The 17,834-nt window shown below is 51.1% G+C and carries 17 protein-coding genes and 1 other annotated feature (1 of these 18 only partly in view); of the genes, 4 read left to right on the top strand and 13 right to left on the bottom strand.

From position 1 onward, the window contains the following. Positions 1 to 99, bottom strand: a binding site (T-box leader); it reaches 127 nt to the left of the window's first position. Between the two features lie 119 nt (positions 100 to 218). The 10 genes from C8J48_RS04080 to hemA form a co-directional block, all read right to left on the bottom strand. Beyond that, positions 219 to 446 carry a hypothetical protein gene (locus tag C8J48_RS04080; protein WP_107725077.1) on the bottom strand — a complete coding sequence of 76 codons (228 nt, stop codon included), beginning with the start codon at positions 444 to 446 and terminating at the stop codon, positions 219 to 221. A gap of 303 nt (positions 447 to 749) precedes the next feature. After that, entirely contained in the window at positions 750 to 1,814 is a 1,065-nt protein-coding gene (locus C8J48_RS04075) for a phosphotransferase (protein WP_107725076.1), read from the bottom strand. A 60-nt stretch (positions 1,815 to 1,874) separates the two neighbouring features. Next, a complete protein-coding gene (locus C8J48_RS04070; protein WP_107725075.1) occupies positions 1,875 to 3,098 on the bottom strand; it encodes a LysM peptidoglycan-binding domain-containing protein in 1,224 nt (407 codons plus the stop codon). 270 nt (positions 3,099 to 3,368) lie between these two features. Continuing rightward, positions 3,369 to 4,655, bottom strand: a complete 1,287-nt coding sequence (gene hemL / locus C8J48_RS04065) for a glutamate-1-semialdehyde 2,1-aminomutase (RefSeq protein WP_107725074.1) — start codon at positions 4,653 to 4,655, stop codon at positions 3,369 to 3,371. Positions 4,656 to 4,701: 46 nt separating this feature from the next. Continuing rightward, positions 4,702 to 5,034, bottom strand: a complete 333-nt coding sequence (locus tag C8J48_RS04060) for a hypothetical protein (protein ID WP_107725073.1) — start codon at positions 5,032 to 5,034, stop codon at positions 4,702 to 4,704. A gap of 76 nt (positions 5,035 to 5,110) precedes the next feature. Further along, positions 5,111 to 6,082: a porphobilinogen synthase gene (gene hemB / locus C8J48_RS04055; RefSeq protein ID WP_107725072.1), complete on the bottom strand. Its 972-nt coding sequence runs from the start codon at positions 6,080 to 6,082 to the stop codon at positions 5,111 to 5,113. Continuing rightward, positions 6,079 to 6,903 (bottom strand): uroporphyrinogen-III synthase, encoded by an 825-nt coding sequence (locus C8J48_RS04050; RefSeq protein ID WP_107725071.1) that lies wholly within the window; start codon positions 6,901 to 6,903, stop codon positions 6,079 to 6,081. The genes hemB and C8J48_RS04050 overlap by 4 nt, the downstream gene beginning before the upstream one ends. Continuing rightward, the gene (gene hemC, locus C8J48_RS04045) at positions 6,900 to 7,829 is read right to left on the bottom strand and encodes a hydroxymethylbilane synthase (RefSeq protein ID WP_107725070.1); all 930 of its coding nucleotides are present in this window, start codon (positions 7,827 to 7,829) and stop codon (positions 6,900 to 6,902) included. The genes C8J48_RS04050 and hemC overlap by 4 nt, the downstream gene beginning before the upstream one ends. Positions 7,830 to 7,910: 81 nt before the next feature. Beyond that, positions 7,911 to 8,726, bottom strand: a complete 816-nt coding sequence (locus tag C8J48_RS04040; RefSeq protein WP_107725069.1) for a cytochrome C assembly family protein — start codon at positions 8,724 to 8,726, stop codon at positions 7,911 to 7,913. A gap of 18 nt (positions 8,727 to 8,744) precedes the next feature. After that, complete coding sequence (gene hemA / locus C8J48_RS04035; protein WP_107725068.1) at positions 8,745 to 10,121, bottom strand: glutamyl-tRNA reductase; 1,377 nt, start codon at positions 10,119 to 10,121, stop codon at positions 8,745 to 8,747. Between the two features lie 225 nt (positions 10,122 to 10,346). Between hemA and C8J48_RS04030 the strand changes: the two genes are divergently transcribed. From C8J48_RS04030 to C8J48_RS04020, 3 genes are read left to right on the top strand one after another with little or no spacing between them, the layout of a single operon-like run. Continuing rightward, positions 10,347 to 11,360 (top strand): ABC transporter substrate-binding protein, encoded by a 1,014-nt coding sequence (locus C8J48_RS04030; RefSeq protein WP_107725067.1) that lies wholly within the window; start codon positions 10,347 to 10,349, stop codon positions 11,358 to 11,360. A 35-nt stretch (positions 11,361 to 11,395) separates the two neighbouring features. Continuing rightward, positions 11,396 to 12,163: an ABC transporter ATP-binding protein gene (locus C8J48_RS04025; protein WP_107725066.1), complete on the top strand. Its 768-nt coding sequence runs from the start codon at positions 11,396 to 11,398 to the stop codon at positions 12,161 to 12,163. After that, the gene (locus C8J48_RS04020; protein WP_107725065.1) at positions 12,160 to 12,996 is read left to right on the top strand and encodes an ABC transporter permease; all 837 of its coding nucleotides are present in this window, start codon (positions 12,160 to 12,162) and stop codon (positions 12,994 to 12,996) included. Before C8J48_RS04025 ends, C8J48_RS04020 begins: the two co-directional genes overlap by 4 nt. 3 nt (positions 12,997 to 12,999) lie before the next feature. Here C8J48_RS04020 and C8J48_RS04015 read toward each other — a convergent pair whose 3' ends face one another. Then, positions 13,000 to 13,650: a response regulator gene (locus C8J48_RS04015; protein ID WP_107725064.1), complete on the bottom strand. Its 651-nt coding sequence runs from the start codon at positions 13,648 to 13,650 to the stop codon at positions 13,000 to 13,002. Next, positions 13,622 to 15,481, bottom strand: coding sequence for a GAF domain-containing sensor histidine kinase (locus C8J48_RS04010; protein WP_107725063.1), 1,860 nt, complete (start codon positions 15,479 to 15,481; stop codon positions 13,622 to 13,624). Before C8J48_RS04010 ends, C8J48_RS04015 begins: the two co-directional genes overlap by 29 nt. Before the next feature lie 400 nt (positions 15,482 to 15,881). Between C8J48_RS04010 and map the strand changes: the two genes are divergently transcribed. Further along, complete coding sequence (gene map, locus C8J48_RS04000; protein WP_107725061.1) at positions 15,882 to 16,634, top strand: type I methionyl aminopeptidase; 753 nt, start codon at positions 15,882 to 15,884, stop codon at positions 16,632 to 16,634. A gap of 38 nt (positions 16,635 to 16,672) precedes the next feature. Here map and C8J48_RS03995 read toward each other — a convergent pair whose 3' ends face one another. Further along, a complete protein-coding gene (locus tag C8J48_RS03995) occupies positions 16,673 to 17,782 on the bottom strand; it encodes a D-alanine--D-alanine ligase (RefSeq protein WP_107725060.1) in 1,110 nt (369 codons plus the stop codon). Positions 17,783 to 17,834 lie beyond the last annotated feature (52 nt).

The raw sequence follows: 17,834 nt of genomic DNA, 5'->3' as shown, positions 1-17,834 counted from the left end.
AGGGTGACCTTCAACGAAACCGCCGGAAGACCTTGCAGCCGAGGGCCTTCTCTCTACAACAAGCGGGTATTCGTCTACTCTCCCTGTCATCGCTCTTTTGCACAAATCAATTTTGCTTTCTATTGTACCCCGCTGCGCCGTTGACGTCAAATATCCCAGCAAAAAAGGAGCGAACACGAATGCCCACTCCCTCCAATCCATGTATAAGTTCAGGTATCCTACATGCCAAAGGCTTTGCGAACGCTATCCCACATCAATTGCGGATCAGCCAAAAAAGCCAGTAATAAGACCGTACTCAGCAAAAGGAAGCTGAGGATCAATATCATCAATAAACCACGATACATACTTCGGACAGTCGATTTTACCACAGTCAAAAACCATCCCCCCATCTGGCGTTCTCCATCTGTCTCATGACTATTGTGCGATTTTTGTCGCCTCTTGTCCACCCCTTTTCCTCCTTTACCACTCGCCTAAGGACGAAATAGGCTGAAAGACCGAATCAATGGCAAGAAGAACCAAGCAATGGTATCGAGCATATAATTTGGTTAAAGGAAACATTTTTTGCATCGGGAAATTAGAGGTGGGGAACATGGATTTGATTGTTGCGCTGTGCTGGTCCGCTCTCTTGTTTGCTCCTGTCAAAATCATGGGAATGTGGCTTAAACAGCGGCAATAATGGTAACACAAAAAACGTCCCTTCCTCGATAGAGGTGGGACGTTCTCTCCGATTGAGAATAACCGCTTTCGTTTTAATGGGAATGACTTTTAGCCGCTCGCACTCCGGCCAACGCTTTTGTCTTCTTTTTTGTAACCGCTTTTTTTGTCCAGTTTTTTCGCACCCAATCTTGGAACAGCTGTAGCCGATCCACTTCTTCCTCCAATGACCGGACCAATGTCCCTTCGTCATTGCGCCAGCCGCGATAATACTGCTCAATCAAGCGCAACGGCCGTTCGGGAAAGGATAGGTGCAAGGATAAAAGGCGTTTTTCCTTTCCATTGAGAGGAAATTCGTCTTCGTATTCCGCCAACAGTGCAAAGGGATCCATCACCTCATCCCCATCCATGGGGATAAAACGGCGCAAAAAGTTGGCCACATCCACAACGGGACTATCCACTCCCGCATGATCCCAATCAATCCAGCGCCATTCTTTGTCATCCACAACCAGATTGCGGGGATGGACCTGACCGTGCGCCCAGGTGTAACGGGGAGCTTCACCGTTCTCTGCTTGAATGTATTTTTCCATCCCTTGTACGGAAAACGACAACGCTTTATTGACAAAGGGAAGATGGGTTAAAAATGCTTTATCAAAGGGCGATGGAAATTCCCGCTCCCTAGCGACAGATGCCCATTCTTCCAACCGCTCCGTAAAAGATCGCCGCCGTTTGACCTCCGCTAAGCTTAAACGGCGTCGTTCTTCCTTTTTACCGGCAGCCAACGGCAAGGAGAGACGATGAAACTGTGCTAAGCTGCGAATCACATCGGCTGCCGGCACCTCGTCTCCCTTTTTCGCCGCTTCACCATACCATGTTTGCGCAATCCAATAGCCGACATCCGTCTCCACCCCTGGCTCCCCGTCCATCGTTTTTATAAAAGGAAGCAGGTAAAGATAATTTTTCGCGGATACCTCTTGTAAGATCCTTTGGATTCGTTTCATCTCTTCATTGCGCAATGATGTCTTCTTCAGTGCAAATATGTCGTCCCCATCATGTACCTTGATCACGCCCCGTACCATCCCCACCTGGCGGGGAGACCAACCGAACCGCCGCATCACTTCTTGTATAACAGGTCCGTCGCGCTGGGCATCTAATTTCACCGTTCCATCCCCTTCCTGAAAAATGGACTACCGCCACGTCTAAAACGCGGCGGTTTTTTATCATTTGGACGGAATATAAACAACTTGGCCTTCTTCCAACACTTCGGACTCTAAGCGATTAAGGTGGACAATCTTGCTGGCCGGGATCTTATATCGATCCGACAGGGAATCGATGGAATCATTTTTGTGGACGATCACCATACGCAGCTTGACAAAACGGTCTTGTTCTTCGTTTAGTATCCATTGGGCCCATTCAAGATTGGAATTCTTATTCTTCTCCTCCTCTTGTGCGTCCTCGGTGCCGTAATCATCCGTGTAATCATCCGATTCAGCGGAAGGCTCCTCCTGCTGCGGTGTATGATCCTCCGTCTCTTCAAACATCCGCTCAATTCCAAAGCGAGTTCGCTCGTCGATTTCCAATTGCTGTAGGTCAAACTCACCAACTTGAGGCATCCGCAACGGTCGAGGAAAGGGAAGAACCTCCTGCCGATCCTGTTTCGGTTGGAAGGGATGAAAGTGGACAGGAGGAGCGTCTGCATCCCCTTCTTCCTCCCCGATCTTTTCCACCTGCCCGTCAGCTTCTTCCGGAGCTGGCTCCACTTTCTTCTCTTCTTGCGTTTCGGTGTCATCCTGTTCATGAAAAGATTCCGGTTCAGCCGGAACATCTTCTTCTTGATTGCTCAGTTCTGCCTCTTCCGGTGATTCTTCTTCAAGTCGGGCCACATGAACAAACTCATACTCATCCTGCTCTCCCTTGTAGTCCCCGATGGAGTCTTGATCCCATTGGATTTCTCCCTCCGAGGGAACGGTAAATGTGGCTACCTGTGAGGGAACCGTTTCAAGCGGTTCCTCCTCCACTTTCTCCTCTGTCTCCTGAATAAATCCGTCGATGGTCAACAACGCCTCAATCTGCAATTCAAAGGGCGACAACACTTTGTAGTCAAACGATTCAATTTCAGAAGCGATATTTTCTAAATCGACCCGCTCCGTGGGAAGGGTAATCTCCACCGGAATCACATAAGCAATCTCTGCCGGTTGGGTGTCTCTTTGCTCCTCTTGTGGCTCCTCACTTCCATTCGGGTGAGTGTCAAACTCTTGTTCAGGCTGATACGTACCGTTGAGACGAAGGTAACCCTGGATTTTCAGATGAGTTTCTTGATCTTCGATTTCGACATCCGGGTAGAGGTCCAGTTCCAGGAGGGTGCCGATCCCCGGTTGTTGGGGATGGAGCCGAACCTTTTCCGATATGTCGAAGCGGAGCTGGTTAACCTTGCTCCCCGCCAAAACAATCCCCCCTCAGGACAAGATTGACGAAGAAACCGATGAACTTCCTCCTGGCCCCGCCTCCCACCCGGGAAGGGAGACGGGTGGACGAAAGCCACAGGTTTACGACTGTACTGTAACTATATGCGGGCGCTGGACGGATATACCCTGTCCGGTGAAGGGGGTTATAAATCCTGTAGTAACAGAGAACCGATGGTTGGGTAGACGAGAGAAGGTGCCTACAAAAAAGCCCGTCCTTCAAGGACGGGTCGCTTTTTTATGATGCTATCCTCACAGTTGGGCCAAGGCGTGGCGATTCGCTTCCAAAGTGCGCTCAATATCATCTTCGCTATGAGCGGTGGAGACAAACATTCCTTCAAATTGGGACGGGGGCAAGGAGATCCCTTGATCGAGCATATGGCGGAAATAAGCAGCAAAACGGCGTTGATCCGACTGCTTTGCCTGCTCATAGCTGCTCACTTTCTCTCCGGTGAAAAAGAGGCAGACCATGGAACCTACCCGGTTGATATGGTAGGGAATTCCCGCTGCTTCCGCATTCTCCCGTAAGCCTTGTTCCAGTCGAGAGGCCCGCACCTCCAGGAGTTCATACTTAGCTTGATCCATTTGTGTCAGCGTCATCACACCCGCCGCCATCGCCAATGGATTTCCCGACAACGTTCCCGCCTGATAGACAGGGCCGGAAGGAGCTACCAACTCCATAATCTCCCGTCGGCCGCCATAGGCGCCCACAGGCAACCCGCCACCGATCACTTTCCCCATCGTCGTCAAGTCCGGTTGGATCTGGTATAAACCTTGGGCCGAATAGTAGCCCACCCGGAAGCCAGTCATCACTTCATCAAAGATGAGAAGTGATCCATAGTGTTCCGTCAGACGTCGCAATCCCTCCAGAAAATCGGGAACAGGCGGAACGACACCCATATTGCCTGCTACCGGCTCCACAATCACCGCCGCGATATCGTGACCAAACTTTTGAAAAGCAACGCGAGCACTATCCAGATCATTATAAGGGACAGTCAAGGTATGTTGGCCAGTGTTTTCCGGAACACCAGGACTGTCCGGTAGGCCCAACGTCGCCACACCGGAGCCTGCTTTAATCAACAGACTATCAGAATGTCCATGGTAACAACCTTCAAATTTAAGGATTTTATTCCGTTTGGTATATGCCCGTGCCAACCGCAGCGCACTCATGGTTGCCTCGGTACCGGAATTCACCATGCGCACCACTTCCACCGCAGGCATACGCTCCGTCACCAACAAAGCCAATTCCGTTTCCAGCTGTGTTGGTGCTCCAAAGCTGGTTCCCTTGACGGCGGTTTCCCGCACGGCCTCCACTACGTCGGGATGTGCGTGACCCAAAATCAACGGACCCCAGGAACAAACATAGTCGATATATTCGTTGCCATCCACATCATAAACGCGGGAGCCGTTTCCCCTTTCGATGTAGAGCGGGGTCATCTCCACACTCTTAAATGCGCGCACCGGGCTATTTACCCCACCTGGAATCACTTGTTTCGCTTCGGCAAACAGGCTGGCGGATCGATCATGGTTCCGTGCCACCAAATCTTCCTCCTTCTCAAGCGAATGTAATATCTTCCTTGTAATGTTAGAGAGCTTCTACTCCCTCCAACATCCCGCGACCATTCATGCGGGCTTTTGACCGTGGACCCACTGCCACCACTTGAATCAGGACCTCGCCCCTCAATACTTTTCCTCCCGGTGTCTCCATCGTTAGGATCAATTCAGGACTTCCGTAGTAAAAACAGTCATCTAAGCGATCCGCCGACTCCGCATTCAACCCTTCCACCATCACATACCAACTTTTTAGGTTATACGGGCCCGGCATATCCAAAATCAGTTCCGCCTCTTCAAATTCAATCGTAAACCGCTGCTGCTCAGACTCAGCCAACATCCCTTTCAGTGTATAGTTCTCGGACACCTGGGTTCCTCCCCGATTCCTTGATCCTGCGATTGATACCCACCTTTCGCATCACAATGACGCTACTTCTTTTATTCTACTCGTTTAACCAGCGAACCGCATCCTTAGCGTGATAGGTGAGGATCAGATCAGCTCCAGCGCGTTTCATCCCAGTCAGCAGCTCTAGTACCACGCCTTTTTCGTCGACCCAACCTTTTTCCGCCGCCGCTTTCACCATGGCGTATTCGCCGCTCACATTGTACGCCGCCAGAGGAACATCAAACCGTTCTTTCAATCGCTGCAAAATATCCAAATAAGCCATGCCCGGTTTCACCATTAACATATCCGCCCCCTCATCCAGATCGGAAGCTGCTTCCAACAACGCCTCCCGTCCATTGGCGGGGTCCATCTGATAAGTGCGCCGATCCCCAAATTGCGGCGATGAATGGGCAGCATCGCGAAACGGCCCGTAAAAGGCGGAAGCGTATTTCACCGCATAGGACAAAATGGGGGTATTTTCTTTACCGGCTTCATCCAAAGCTGTACGGATAGTGGTAACAAATCCGTCCATCATATTGGAAGGTGCGATCATATCCGCCCCCGCTTCCGCTTGAGAGACCGCGGTTCGGGCCAGAATAGCAAGGGATTCATCATTGTGAATCTCTCCCCGTTCCACCACTCCGCAATGACCATGATCGGTATATTGACACAAACAGGTATCCGCCATTACATACAAGGAAGGGTGCCTTTCTTTCACTTGACGGATGGCGCGCTGCACAATCCCGTCCTCGGCGTAAGCGGCACTGCCGCAGGCATCCTTGACTTCCGGAACGCCGAATAAAATAATAGAGGAGATCCCCAGCGCTACTACTTGATCCACCTCTTCCTGCAACCGATCCAGCGAAAAGTGAAAGACACCCGGCATGGAAGGGACTTCCTGGCGAATTCCACTTCCTTCAACCACAAAAATGGGATAAATAAAATCCTGAGGTGCGAGATGGTGTTCCCGTACCATGCGACGGATCGCTTCATTCTGGCGCAGTCGGCGATGGCGAGCAAAGGACTTCATCGTGATTCCTCCTTTGTTTTTTTGGGCAGACGAGTAATCGCCTCAATCAGACCGTCGATTGTATACGGTTCCGCGATCACATCAACTTTTAGGTCCATCTTCCTTGCTGTTTCAGCGGTGATGGGACCGATACAGGCGATATGGGTTTGGTGAATGTATTGGTTTAAATCGATGGTTTCGCCCTGTAGTGCCTGGATAAATGCGCGCACGGTAGAGGAGCTGGTAAAGGTGATCACATCGATTGGCCCTTCCTCCAGCACACGCACAAAATCACCGGCCACCCGTTTACTTGGCCGGGTATCATACGCCGGGGCATCGATCACGTCACACCCCAGCTCTCGTAACTTCTGCGCCAGCAATGGCCGGGCGATGTTGGCACGAGGCAGTAGGATTTGATCTCCCGGTTTCACTTGAGAGCGCAACACTTCTATCAGTGCTTCCGCCCGATACTCCTGCGGAAGGTAGTCCACCGGTACTCCTTTTTCCTCCACTGCTGCAGCCGTTTTTGGACCGACTGCCGCCACGCGCACATGCTCCATCTGCCGGGTATCCACTTGCAACTCCGACAACCGTCGCCAAAAAGCATGGACGCCATTGACGCTGGTAAATACCACCCAGTCAATTTGTTTCAAACGGTTTATAGCGGTATCCAGGATTTCCGGATGGGTGGGAGGCTGGATCTCAATCACGGGAAACTCTACGGCCTCCCCGCCCAATACTCCGATTTTATCGGAGAGGGTAGCCGCCTGCTCTTGTGCGCGTGTAACAAGGATACGGCACCCTTTCAGCGGTAGTCCTTGCTGAGTAGAATCTCCGCTCATGGCTGAATCCCTTTTCGTATCTCCTGCAACAGCGTTTCCGCCCCTTCCGCCTGTAAACGACGGGCCAACGCTCCCCCCACTTGGACTGGATCATTCCCACTTTCTTCCCCGCTTATCACCGGGGCTCCCGAAGGATGGGCCACCATCCCACGCAAGCGAATACCTTCCTCAGTGGTAACAGCATATCCGGCAATCGGCAGATGGCAGCCGCCGTCAAAGGCATGGAGAAACGACCGCTCCGCTGTCACCGTTCGTTCCGTCTCGGCATCATGGATGGTCTCCAACCATTGTAACACCTCATGATCATCCGCCCTGCATTGCACTGCCAACGCCCCTTGTCCCACTGCAGGCAACATCGTTTCCGCTTCCAGGATCTCTGTCACTTTTTCTTCCCATCCCATACGCAGGATGCCAGCGTACGCCAACACAATCGCGGCAAACTGTCCCTCCATCAACTTGCGATAACGGGTGTTCAGGTTTCCCCGCACCGGCTCCACGACCAGATCGGGGCGCTCAGCCAATATCTGCGATTGTCGGCGCAGGCTGCTAGTCCCCACCTTCGCCCCTGTCGGCAATTGTTCCAGGCGGAGCCCTTCACGCGACAGCAGACAATCCCGTGGATCTTCCCGCAGGGTGACCGCTCCCATCACTAGCCCAGTGGGCATTTCACCCGGCATATCTTTCATGCTGTGTACAGCCAGATCGATTCGTTTATCCATCAACGCTTGTTCGATCTCTTTGACGAACAGCCCTTTTCCTCCCACTTTGGATAGGGTGACATGCAGAATCTGATCCCCTTTGGTCACGATTCGCTCCTGCTTCATCTCCCAATCCTGCGGCAAACGCTTTCGCAATCGGTCCATCACCCACTCTGTCTGGGTGACTGCCAACTCACTCCTTCTCGTTCCTACCACGATCGTACGCATCGCTTTTCCTCCTCTGAAAGAAAAGCCGCTTGTAACTCCAGACAAACGGCTAGAATTGCTATCGGCTCATCTCGGTCCCCTCTACAACCAGCGGTGAAAGGAAAGGCCGGTGTTCGACAAGAGATAGTTTACGACAATGGTCAAAAAAGCAAAGGTATTCCACCAAGCGAGTCTGCTCCCGCTCCAACACTTTCGCAGCCGCTGGTACAGTGAGGTGGAGTACGCCCCTAACACCAATAGCGACCCAGCCACTTTGAGATCCAGTAGATGGGACATTTCCATGGTCTCCCGAGCCCACACCATTCCCAAAATGAGCGCCATCATCAACAGCGGCACACCCGCCATATTGGAACGATGAGAAAAAAGCTGCAACCTCCCCAAACTGGGCAGACGGCGCAACGTCTGGTTCCAGCGTTTCTGTTTCAGCAACCGATTTCCCACCAAATACAGAACGGCAAACACGGTCGACAGCGAAAAAAAGGCGTAGGCTAAAAAGGCAAGGGTGACATGGATATATACCAACTCCGACAACAGCACCTCTGCCACTGGTGATTGGGCTTCTGGTGAAGCAAAAAAATGAATCGCTAAAATCGCAAATCCAACCAGATTAGCGGCAAACACAAAAAAATGAATACGGGCAACCCAATCAATAATCAAAGTGGCCGTCACCAACGCCCACGAATAAAAAAGAAGAGAATCCATCCCTGTCAAGAGAGGGAACTGCTCAAACGCTTTCCATGCCAAAAACGCCGTTTGACAAAACCAAACGGCCACCAGAAACGCAAGCGCCAACCGGCGATTTCGTCGGTTGGGCTGCAACAGATCACTAAAGGCGAACAGCAGGCTGAGCGCATAGATGTAAATAATCAAATCATAGTACCAATGCTGGGCAAACACATCGGTCTCCCCCTTGCATTATGAACGGACGGATACCTGATTGGCGAAAAGGGGTTGCTGAAAAGCATTCTCCGAGTTTTCCGCCTTGATCACCTGTTCCCGTTCCAATTCCTGTTTCCGCCGTTCCTCCAGCTGTTCTTCCAGCGCAAACAGATGGACAAACAGTTCCAATGCCTCATCTCGCTCAGAAGTAGCTGCCAATTCTTTGATCCGAACCAGTGGATCCCGCAAGAGTTGATTGACGATGCTTTTGGTATGTTTGTTCAACACCCGCTTTTCCCGCTCGGTCAAGTCAGGCAACTTTCGTTCGATGCTTTTCATCGTTTCTCCTTGGATCAGTAACGCTTTCTCTCGCAATGCAGTAATCACCGGAACAACACCCAAGGTGTGAATCCATTCCTGAAATAGACCGCATTCCTCTGCGATCATCGCTTTCGCTTTTTCCGCCTCCTGCTGGCGTAGCTGCATGTTGGTGCTTACTATCTCCTGCAGATCATCGATATCAAAGAGAAAAACATTATCCATGCCATGGATGTCGGGGTCAATATCCCTAGGTACAGCGATATCGATCAAAAACAGCGGCAGTGACCGTTTACCCACCGCCTCCTCCATCGTTTTGCGCTCGATGATGGCGGAAGGCGCTCCGGTGGAACTAACCACGATATCCGCTTCCCGAATCGATTCCACCAAGCGGGAGAAAGGGCGTGCTTCGCCGTAAAAGCGTTTTGCCACTTCTTCCGCTTTTTCCAGGGTTCGGTTTAGCACGATCACCTTTTTCGCTCCGGCATCATACAAATGCTTCGCCGTCAATTCGCCGGTCTCACCAGCACCCAGCAGTAAAACCGTCTTATCTGTGAAGGTGCTGAACATCTTTTTTCCCAGTTCCACCGCCGCATAGCTGACGGAAACCGCATTTTGACCGATCTCGGTCTCCGCTTGCACCCGTTTGCCTAAGGTGACCGCCTGCTTAAACAGCTGGTTAAACAACGTGCCCGTTACTCCCGTTTCCTGCGCGGCGAGAAAGGCTTGTTTCACCTGCCCCAGAATCTGCGTTTCCCCCAGTACCATCGAATCCAATCCACAGGCGACCGTAAAGAGGTGCTGGATGGCATCTTCGCCTTCCTTAATATACAGGTGGGGTTCAAACTGGTCCCGTGTCAGCCCGAATTCACCTTCTAAAAAGGCCTTGGTATAATAGCGGCCCGTATGCAACTGATCGCTGACGACATAACACTCCAACCGGTTGCATGTACTGACGATCACACACTCCATGATGCCCTTCTGCTGTTGTAACCGCTGGAGAGCATCCGGCAAGCGTTCGGTCGACACAACCATCCGTTCCCGTAATTCCACTGGAGCTGTTTTATGATTAAAACCTAGTGTGATGATGTGCATAGTTCCATCCACTCCGATCCTGCTCGGCATCCCCAAATTTTGTTACATCGGTTGCTCGGCTTCATCTGTGAAACGAGCATCCCCATCGTTTCATTCCGATCCTTTCATGCTTCATGTCCCATTATATCATAGGGGATTTAAATATGAAAAAAGGAGGCTGTGAACAGTTTTTGAAGTGAAGGCATAGGATAGATCAGCCCAAAAAGGTAAGGGGAGAGAACCCTGATGTCCAATCCTCGTTTTGGCGGATGGCTGTTGGTTCTAGCAAGCCTTGTTTTATTGCTGGTCGCTTGCGGAAATCCCTCCGCCGACTCCGATTTTACCACCCTTCGCGTAGTAGAAGTAACCCACTCCTTGTTTTATGCTCCCCAATATGTGGCGATCCAACAAGGTTTTTTTGAAGAGGAAGGGATTCACCTGGAGCTGACTGACGGTGCAGGCGGTGATAAAACCATGGCCATGCTCTTAGCGGGTGAAGCGGATTTCGTCTTAGTCGGAGCGGAGACGGGCATTTATGTGACAGCGCGGGGGGCACAGGACGGAGTAGTCGGATTTGCACAATTGACGCAGACAGACGGTACATTTTTGGTATCTCGTCAACCGCTGGATTCCTTTAATTGGAACGACTTAAAAGGAAAAACACTGTTGGGGCAACGCAAAGGTGGAATGCCGCAAATGGTGAGCGAATATGTACAGCGGCAAAACGGCCTCAATCCCAGACAAGACCTTACCCTAATTCAAAATGTAGACTTCAACAACCTCGGCAGCGCCTTTGCAGCGGGGACCGGTGACTTTGTGCAACTGTTTGAGCCGGTTGCTTCCAAAATGGAGCAGGAAGGAAAAGGATATGTCGTCGCCTCCTTTGGCGAGGAAAGCGGTCGACTGCCTTATACCATATATCTGTCCAAACAGCGGACCATCGAAAAAGATCCCCAACTGGCGGAAGGATTTGTGCGGGCTTTATACCGAGGACAGCAGTGGGTGGATAGCCACACCCCTGAAGAGATCGCCGATCAAGTGCAGCCCTTCTTTCCCGACACCGACCGTACCGTCATTATCCAAGTGCTAAAGCGATATCAGCAGCAAGGAGCATGGGCGACAGATCCCATCATCGATAAAGAGGAATATGAACATTTGCTGGATGTAATGGAGGAGGGGGGCGAACTTCCCGCCCGCGTTCCCTTCGATGATGTGATTGATACCGATATCGCGGAAAAAGCGGTCAATTCCAAACCTTAAAGCGCCCATTTGTTTTGCTTGGAAGGAGGCATTCCATGAACCCCCCCGCCGTCCGGTTAATCGATGTCACAAAACATTATTGGAGCAAAGAAGAGGAGACGATCGCTTTATCACCGCTCTCTTTCTATGTAAGTCCCGGTGAATTTGTCAGCCTCGTCGGCGCCAGCGGCTGCGGAAAAAGCACCGTACTCTCCCTTGTGGCAGGACTACTGCAACCAACTGCAGGAGAGGTACAAATCTTTGGGCAGCGGGTGAGTCACCCTTCACCCCGTGTCGGCTATATGTTGCAACGGGATTGTCTCCTCGATTGGCGCACGGTAAAAAAGAACATTACACTTGGGTTGGAACTATCCGGTCGGTTTAATCACCATACGGAAAATCACGCTCGCTATCTCTTAACCGAATTGGGATTGGGTCACACTCTTCATCAGTATCCCGCTCAGTTGTCGGGAGGGATGCGGCAGCGCGTCGCACTGGTACGTACGCTTGCTCTTCAGCCTGATATTTTACTGTTGGATGAACCTTTTTCCGCCCTCGATATCCAAAACAAACTCCACCTGGAGGAGTTGTTGGTGCAAGCGTTAAAAGGCCGTGGCATGACCACCCTCTTGGTTACCCATGACCTGGAGGAAGCACTTGCCTTGTCCGATCGCATCCTGGTCTTAACCGGAAGCCCGGGAAGATTGAAGCGAACAGTGGAAATCCCAGAAGCCATCCGAAAGTTGGATCCCCTTCGCGCCCGTGATCATACTGCGTTCCGCCCACTCTTCAACGACTTGTGGAAGGAGTTGGAGAAATCGTGAAGACCCATCCTCATCGTTGGCTTTCCCGTGGCGCACAGTCAGACGCCCATGCCGCTTACTTAAAAAAGATCCGCAGCCAAGAGATCGCCGTCACCGTCACCCGCCTCGCCATTCTGCTCGCATTTGTGGTCGGTTGGGAATGGGGGGCCAACGCTGGGTGGCTGGATCCTTTTCTCTTTAGCAGCCCCAGTCGCATCAGTGAAACCTTTATCCAGATGACGATACAGGCGGGACTGTTGACCGATATCGGCATCACCCTATCGGAAACGGTGCTCGGTTTTATTCTGGGCACAGCAGCGGGTACCGCCTTAGCTACCCTGATCTGGTACTCCCCTTTTTTGTCGCGGGTGTTGGACCCCTATCTCGTCGTATTAAACAGCATGCCTAAAGTGGCACTGGGACCGCTGTTCATCGTTACCATCGGCTCCGGATTTGGCTCCATTTTGGCGATGGCCGTCGCCATCACCATTATTATTACCACACTGGTGATGTACTCCAGCTTTCAAAGTGTAGGATCGGAATATCGGCAATTGGCCCGTTCCTTTGGTGCCACCCGTCGGCAAATATTTACCCGCATTATCTTTCCGGCGTCCATTCCCGACTTGATCGCAGCCCTTAAAGTAAATGTCGGTCTGGCATGGGTGGGCGTGATTGTAGGAGAGTTTTTAGTAGCAAAAGCGGGGTTGGGATACCTTATCATCTATGGCTTCCAAGTTTTTAACCTCACACTGGTGATGATGAGCCTGGTGGTTGTCGCCCTGACTGCCACCGCTATGTATAAAGCCGTTTCCCACTTGGAGAAACGGCTCCTGCGACACCGGCAGCTGGATTGATGATTAATCCAATAAGACCAGTTCGTGTTGAATGGCGTAAATGATCGCCTGGGAACGGCTTTTTACCCGCAATTTCTTCAAAATGTTACTGACGTGGATCTTGACGGTTTTATCGCTGATAAAGAGTTGCTCTGCAATCTCTTTGTTGGAGAGACCCTTTACCATCAATTGTAATACATCCAACTCCCGCGGTGTCAGTGTATCGTCGCCTGAGCCGCGGTCCGTTTTTTTCTCACCGCTGATATTATCCAGTAGCTTTCGTGCCATCACCGGGTGCAGAATCGATTCTCCCTTGGCCGCCGACCGGATCGCCTCAATCACGTCCGATGATGGAGCGTCTTTTAACAAGTATCCGGTTGCTCCAGCCCGAATCGATTCATATAAATATTCATCCCGATCAAACATCGTCAATACCAGAACCGCCACTTTCTGGTTGTTGGCCCGAATCCGGCGAATCGCTTCCACACCACTCATTCCAGGCATGTTAATATCCATCAGGATCACCTGTGGATCTAGCTCTTCCAACATCTCCAAAGCTTGCGCCCCGCTGTTCGCCTGCCCAACAACCTCCATATCCTGCTCTAAGCTGATGATATTGGACAACCCATCACGCAACACCGCGTGATCATCCACCAAAAGTACTTGAATGGGCATGAACAGCAGCCTCCTCCTCTTCTCCAATCGGGATGGTTAACACCACACTCGTCCCTTTCCCTTCTTCACTGTCAAAATGAAGAGCCGCTCCCAGCTGTTGCGCTCGCTCGTTCATTCCGACAATACCATATCGTTTTTGCGCTTCCGCTTTATACACCGCTTTCGCCAAAGAAAAGCCAACACCGTTATCTTCCACCGTCAATCGCACTTCCTCATCTCCGTAAATAAGCGTCACGCACACCTTATTGGCTTGGGCGTGTTTAGCGGCATTACTGAGTGCCTCATGACACACCATATAAATCGCTTCTTCCAACTCGGGTTCTAGTGGCATCTGTTTTCCACGATGTTCAAAAATGCCCCGCACATCCGTCTCATGCTCAAATGCTTCCACCCGCCGGGTCAAAGCGGGAATCAAGCCGATCTGTGCAGCGGGCGAAGGCCGAAGAGCCGTAATCGAATAGCGCACTTCTTTTAAACCGTGTCGCAACTTTTCTTCGCTTTCCTCCAACCATGCTTTCACTTGCTCCGGCTGAGTATCAAATGCTTTAAGGGAGGATTCCACCTTCATCAAAACACCGGCAAACGATTGCGCGATTCCATCATGGATCTCTCTGGCGAGGCGGTTGCGCTCCTCGGCAACCACACGCCGCTCCCGCTCATCGATGAGTCGGGCGTTTTTGATGGCGACAACCGTCTGGCTGGCCAGTACCTGCAAAAAATGAAGATCCACTTCCTCAAAACCGTTTTCCTCATTTTTGCCCAAGGTGATCACACCCAGCACTTCTCCATCCATCTCCAACGGAACGGCCAACATGGATCGAACCTCTTCATTGTCTTCTAAGTCCGTATGGCAACGAGGATCTGTCTGGGCATAATGGACCAAGGCCGGAAGACCGTGAGAAGCGACCCAACCGTTTAAGCCGCGGTTTAAGGGGTGGGACTGCCGCTTTAACGGCTCAGGCACATCCCCGGCAGTGACAACCGGGTACAGACGGCCATCCCGGAGCAGATAGCCGATTCCATAGTGATAATGAATCACCGTTGACAAGGGATGCAGGGTTTGTCGCAACACCTTTTTTAGGTTGAGATCTTTATTGATATGAGTCGTCAATAAAAATAGCAGCTTTAATTTCCGCTCTTTGCGGATCAAACGAGCGATTACATGGGATAAAACAGCAAATGCCGCCAAAGGTGCAAAGAAAAAGAGGAAGGCCCATGGATCGGTATCCCGTCCCTGGTGCAACATGGCATAGTAGGCAAGGCAATAAAACAGCGAGAGCAGCGCCGCTCCCAACTCCAAGCGCCAATTGTTGCGCCACATCAAGGCTTTGCGCGGACGTGGACGTAAATATTCAATCCCGTCACGGATGCCTTTCCCCACTCCTTCATACAGCAGCACAACCACTATCAGGGTAAGCGCAGGCCACGCCACTCCCCCGGAAGCCATCCAATCGTCGCCCAATCTCTCCAGAAAGAGCTGGACAGCAAACAATCCCAAAATAATATACCCGGTTCGAAACGCCGCCCGAATCAATGAATGTTTCATCACCCAAGTGACGGACAGCACGATCACCGTATAAAGAATACCGGCAACGCCAGTTGAATACATCGTACTGATCGCAAACAAAAAAGGAAAATGCACCGTCACCCGACCTTCGTGGCCGGGCAATGGAAAAAACTCTGTAATCAAGAGTAGTGCCGTCAACGTCAACAGGTGAAAAACACTCCAATGCGAATCGCCCTGGTTTAGAAACGAAACCACGGCCCAGGACCAGGCGGCGAGTACCACCAACCAACGCGACACCCGTTCCAATCCAAACTTCCGTTTCATCACCAACCCGCCATTCTTTTACATGGTTATCATTGATGCAAAGCCGGAAAATCTTTATGTATGAAATGGCCTCCCATCAACATTTTCGCTATTTCCCCTTAAACCTCCTCTTTTAGCCACCATTGATAGAATCGAAGCACTTTATTCACCCCCTTGCATGGATTATACACTGAAGCAAGAATGTTCGTTATGATTGAAGTGGGGAAATTTAACCTACACATTCGCTCTATTAATTTTACCATGATCGAACGCCTGATTGTTTTTTATCCTAGGGCCTTTCTTCATTTTTTTAATCCATTCTCCTGGTTTCGCACCGGATTGGACGCATACGGTTGGTCTGATATGGATCGCCACAAAATAAATATGGTTACAAACGATTGGTATCGAAGGGGTTGGGGTTATGGCTACGATTAAAAATGAAGCGCAAATTGAAGCGATGGCTCAAGCCGGAAAATTGTTGGCCGCTTGCCATCGCGAAATCACGAAACGCATCGCTCCAGGCGTTTCAACACTGGAAATCGATTCGTTTGTAGAGACATACTTGAAACGTTATGATGCTACCCCTGAACAGAAAGGGTATATGGGATACCCTTTTGCTACGTGTGCCTCCGTCAATAATGTCATCTGTCATGGGTTTCCGACAGAGACCCCGTTGGCGGAAGGAGATATCGTCACTATCGACATGGTTGTCAACTTAGACGGTTGGTTGGCGGATTCAGCCTGGACTTATGCTGTGGGAACCCTTTCCCCCAAAGCGCAAAATTTGATCAAAACCACTCGCGCTGCACTAGACGTCGGTATTCAACAGGCAATACCGGGAAATCGAGTCGGCCATATCTCCCACGCCATTCAGACACTGGCGGAGAGAGAGGGTTTTTCTGTTGTTCGCCAATTTATTGGCCACGGCATCGGTCAACGGATGCATGAAGAGCCTCCTGTTCCCCATTTTGGTTCACGGTCGAGCGGTGAGGTGTTAAAAGCCGGAATGGTACTAACGATTGAACCAATGTTAACCACCGGTTCCTGGAAGGCCGTGATCGATGCAGACGGCTGGACAGCCCGCACCGTTGACGGCAGTCTGGCAGCCCAGTATGAACATACAATCGCCATCACCGAAAAGGGCCCTCGCATCCTAACCGATCAAGGAGAATAAGCAGAAAAAAAGCCCGGGATACGGGCTCTTACAAACAGTTACTCCTCTTCAAACTGTGTCTGGGTTTTCTTTTTATCCCGATAACGCTCCAGTGCCAGATTGATCAGTCGTTCTACCAATTGTGCATAGGAGAGACCGGAATGCTTCCACAGGTTGGCGTACATGCTATAAGGCGTAAAACCGGGCATGGTGTTGATTTCATTGATCAACACTTGTCCGTCGCTATTTTTGACAAAGAAGTCGACCCGGGCCAACCCGGTACAATCGATCGATCGATAGACCCGTAGAGCCAGCTGACGAATCGTTTCCGCTTTCTCCGGCGAAAGTTCTGCCGGGATGCGCATCACCGATTTGCCGTCCACATACTTGGCGCGATAATCATAAAAATCATTGGAAGAGATGATTTCTCCCGGAACTGACACTTCCGGCTCATCATTGCCTAGTACTGCCACTTCCACTTCACGGGCATCGATAAATTCTTCCACGATCACTTTTCGATCATACTTTGCCGCCAACAGAAGGGCCTTTTTCAATTCGTCTTCGTTACTCGCCTTGGAAATCCCGACACTGGAACCGAGGTTGGCCGGTTTGATAAAGGTAGGGTAACCGAAGTGGCGCTCAATTTCCGCAACCACCCCCGCTAAATCCTTCTCTAAGCGCTGACGCAGAAAAAAAGTGAAATCCCCTTGGGGTAATCCTTCCTGTGCAAACACTTTTTTCATCATCACTTTATCCATGCCGACGGCGGAAGCCATCACGCCCGCACCGACATAAGGAATATCGGCCATTTCCAGCAATCCCTGTACGGTGCCGTCTTCCCCATATGTGCCGTGCAGCACGGGAAATACCACATCCACCTCGTCAAAACGGAGGGCAGGCAAATTTTTAGCAGTTGCTTCCGGCAGGGAACGCTCCGTTGGGATATTCTCTTTTAAGGATTGCAACCGCTTTGGCTCCACCTTTCCCTCCAAGGCGGGCAACGCGTTTTCCCCCGCTTGCCAACGGCCATCCTGGTTAATTAAGACCGGAACCACTTCAAACCGTTCCGGAGTCATCGCCTCAATCACAGAAGTAGCCGATTGCAGTGAGACATCGTGTTCTCCGGATTTTCCGCCGAAGAGCACGGCCACACGTATTTTTTCGTCCATCCTCCCCCAACCTTTCTCACGGAATCAACTGTGGTATGTACCCTATTCCAAC

It is taken from the genome of Desmospora activa DSM 45169 (assembly GCF_003046315.1).
In the GTDB taxonomy this organism is placed as follows: Bacteria; Bacillota; Bacilli; order Thermoactinomycetales; family DSM-45169; genus Desmospora; species Desmospora activa.
The sequence above is the reverse complement of the archived record's forward strand: the minus strand, read 5'-3'. Positions and strand labels throughout refer to the sequence as shown.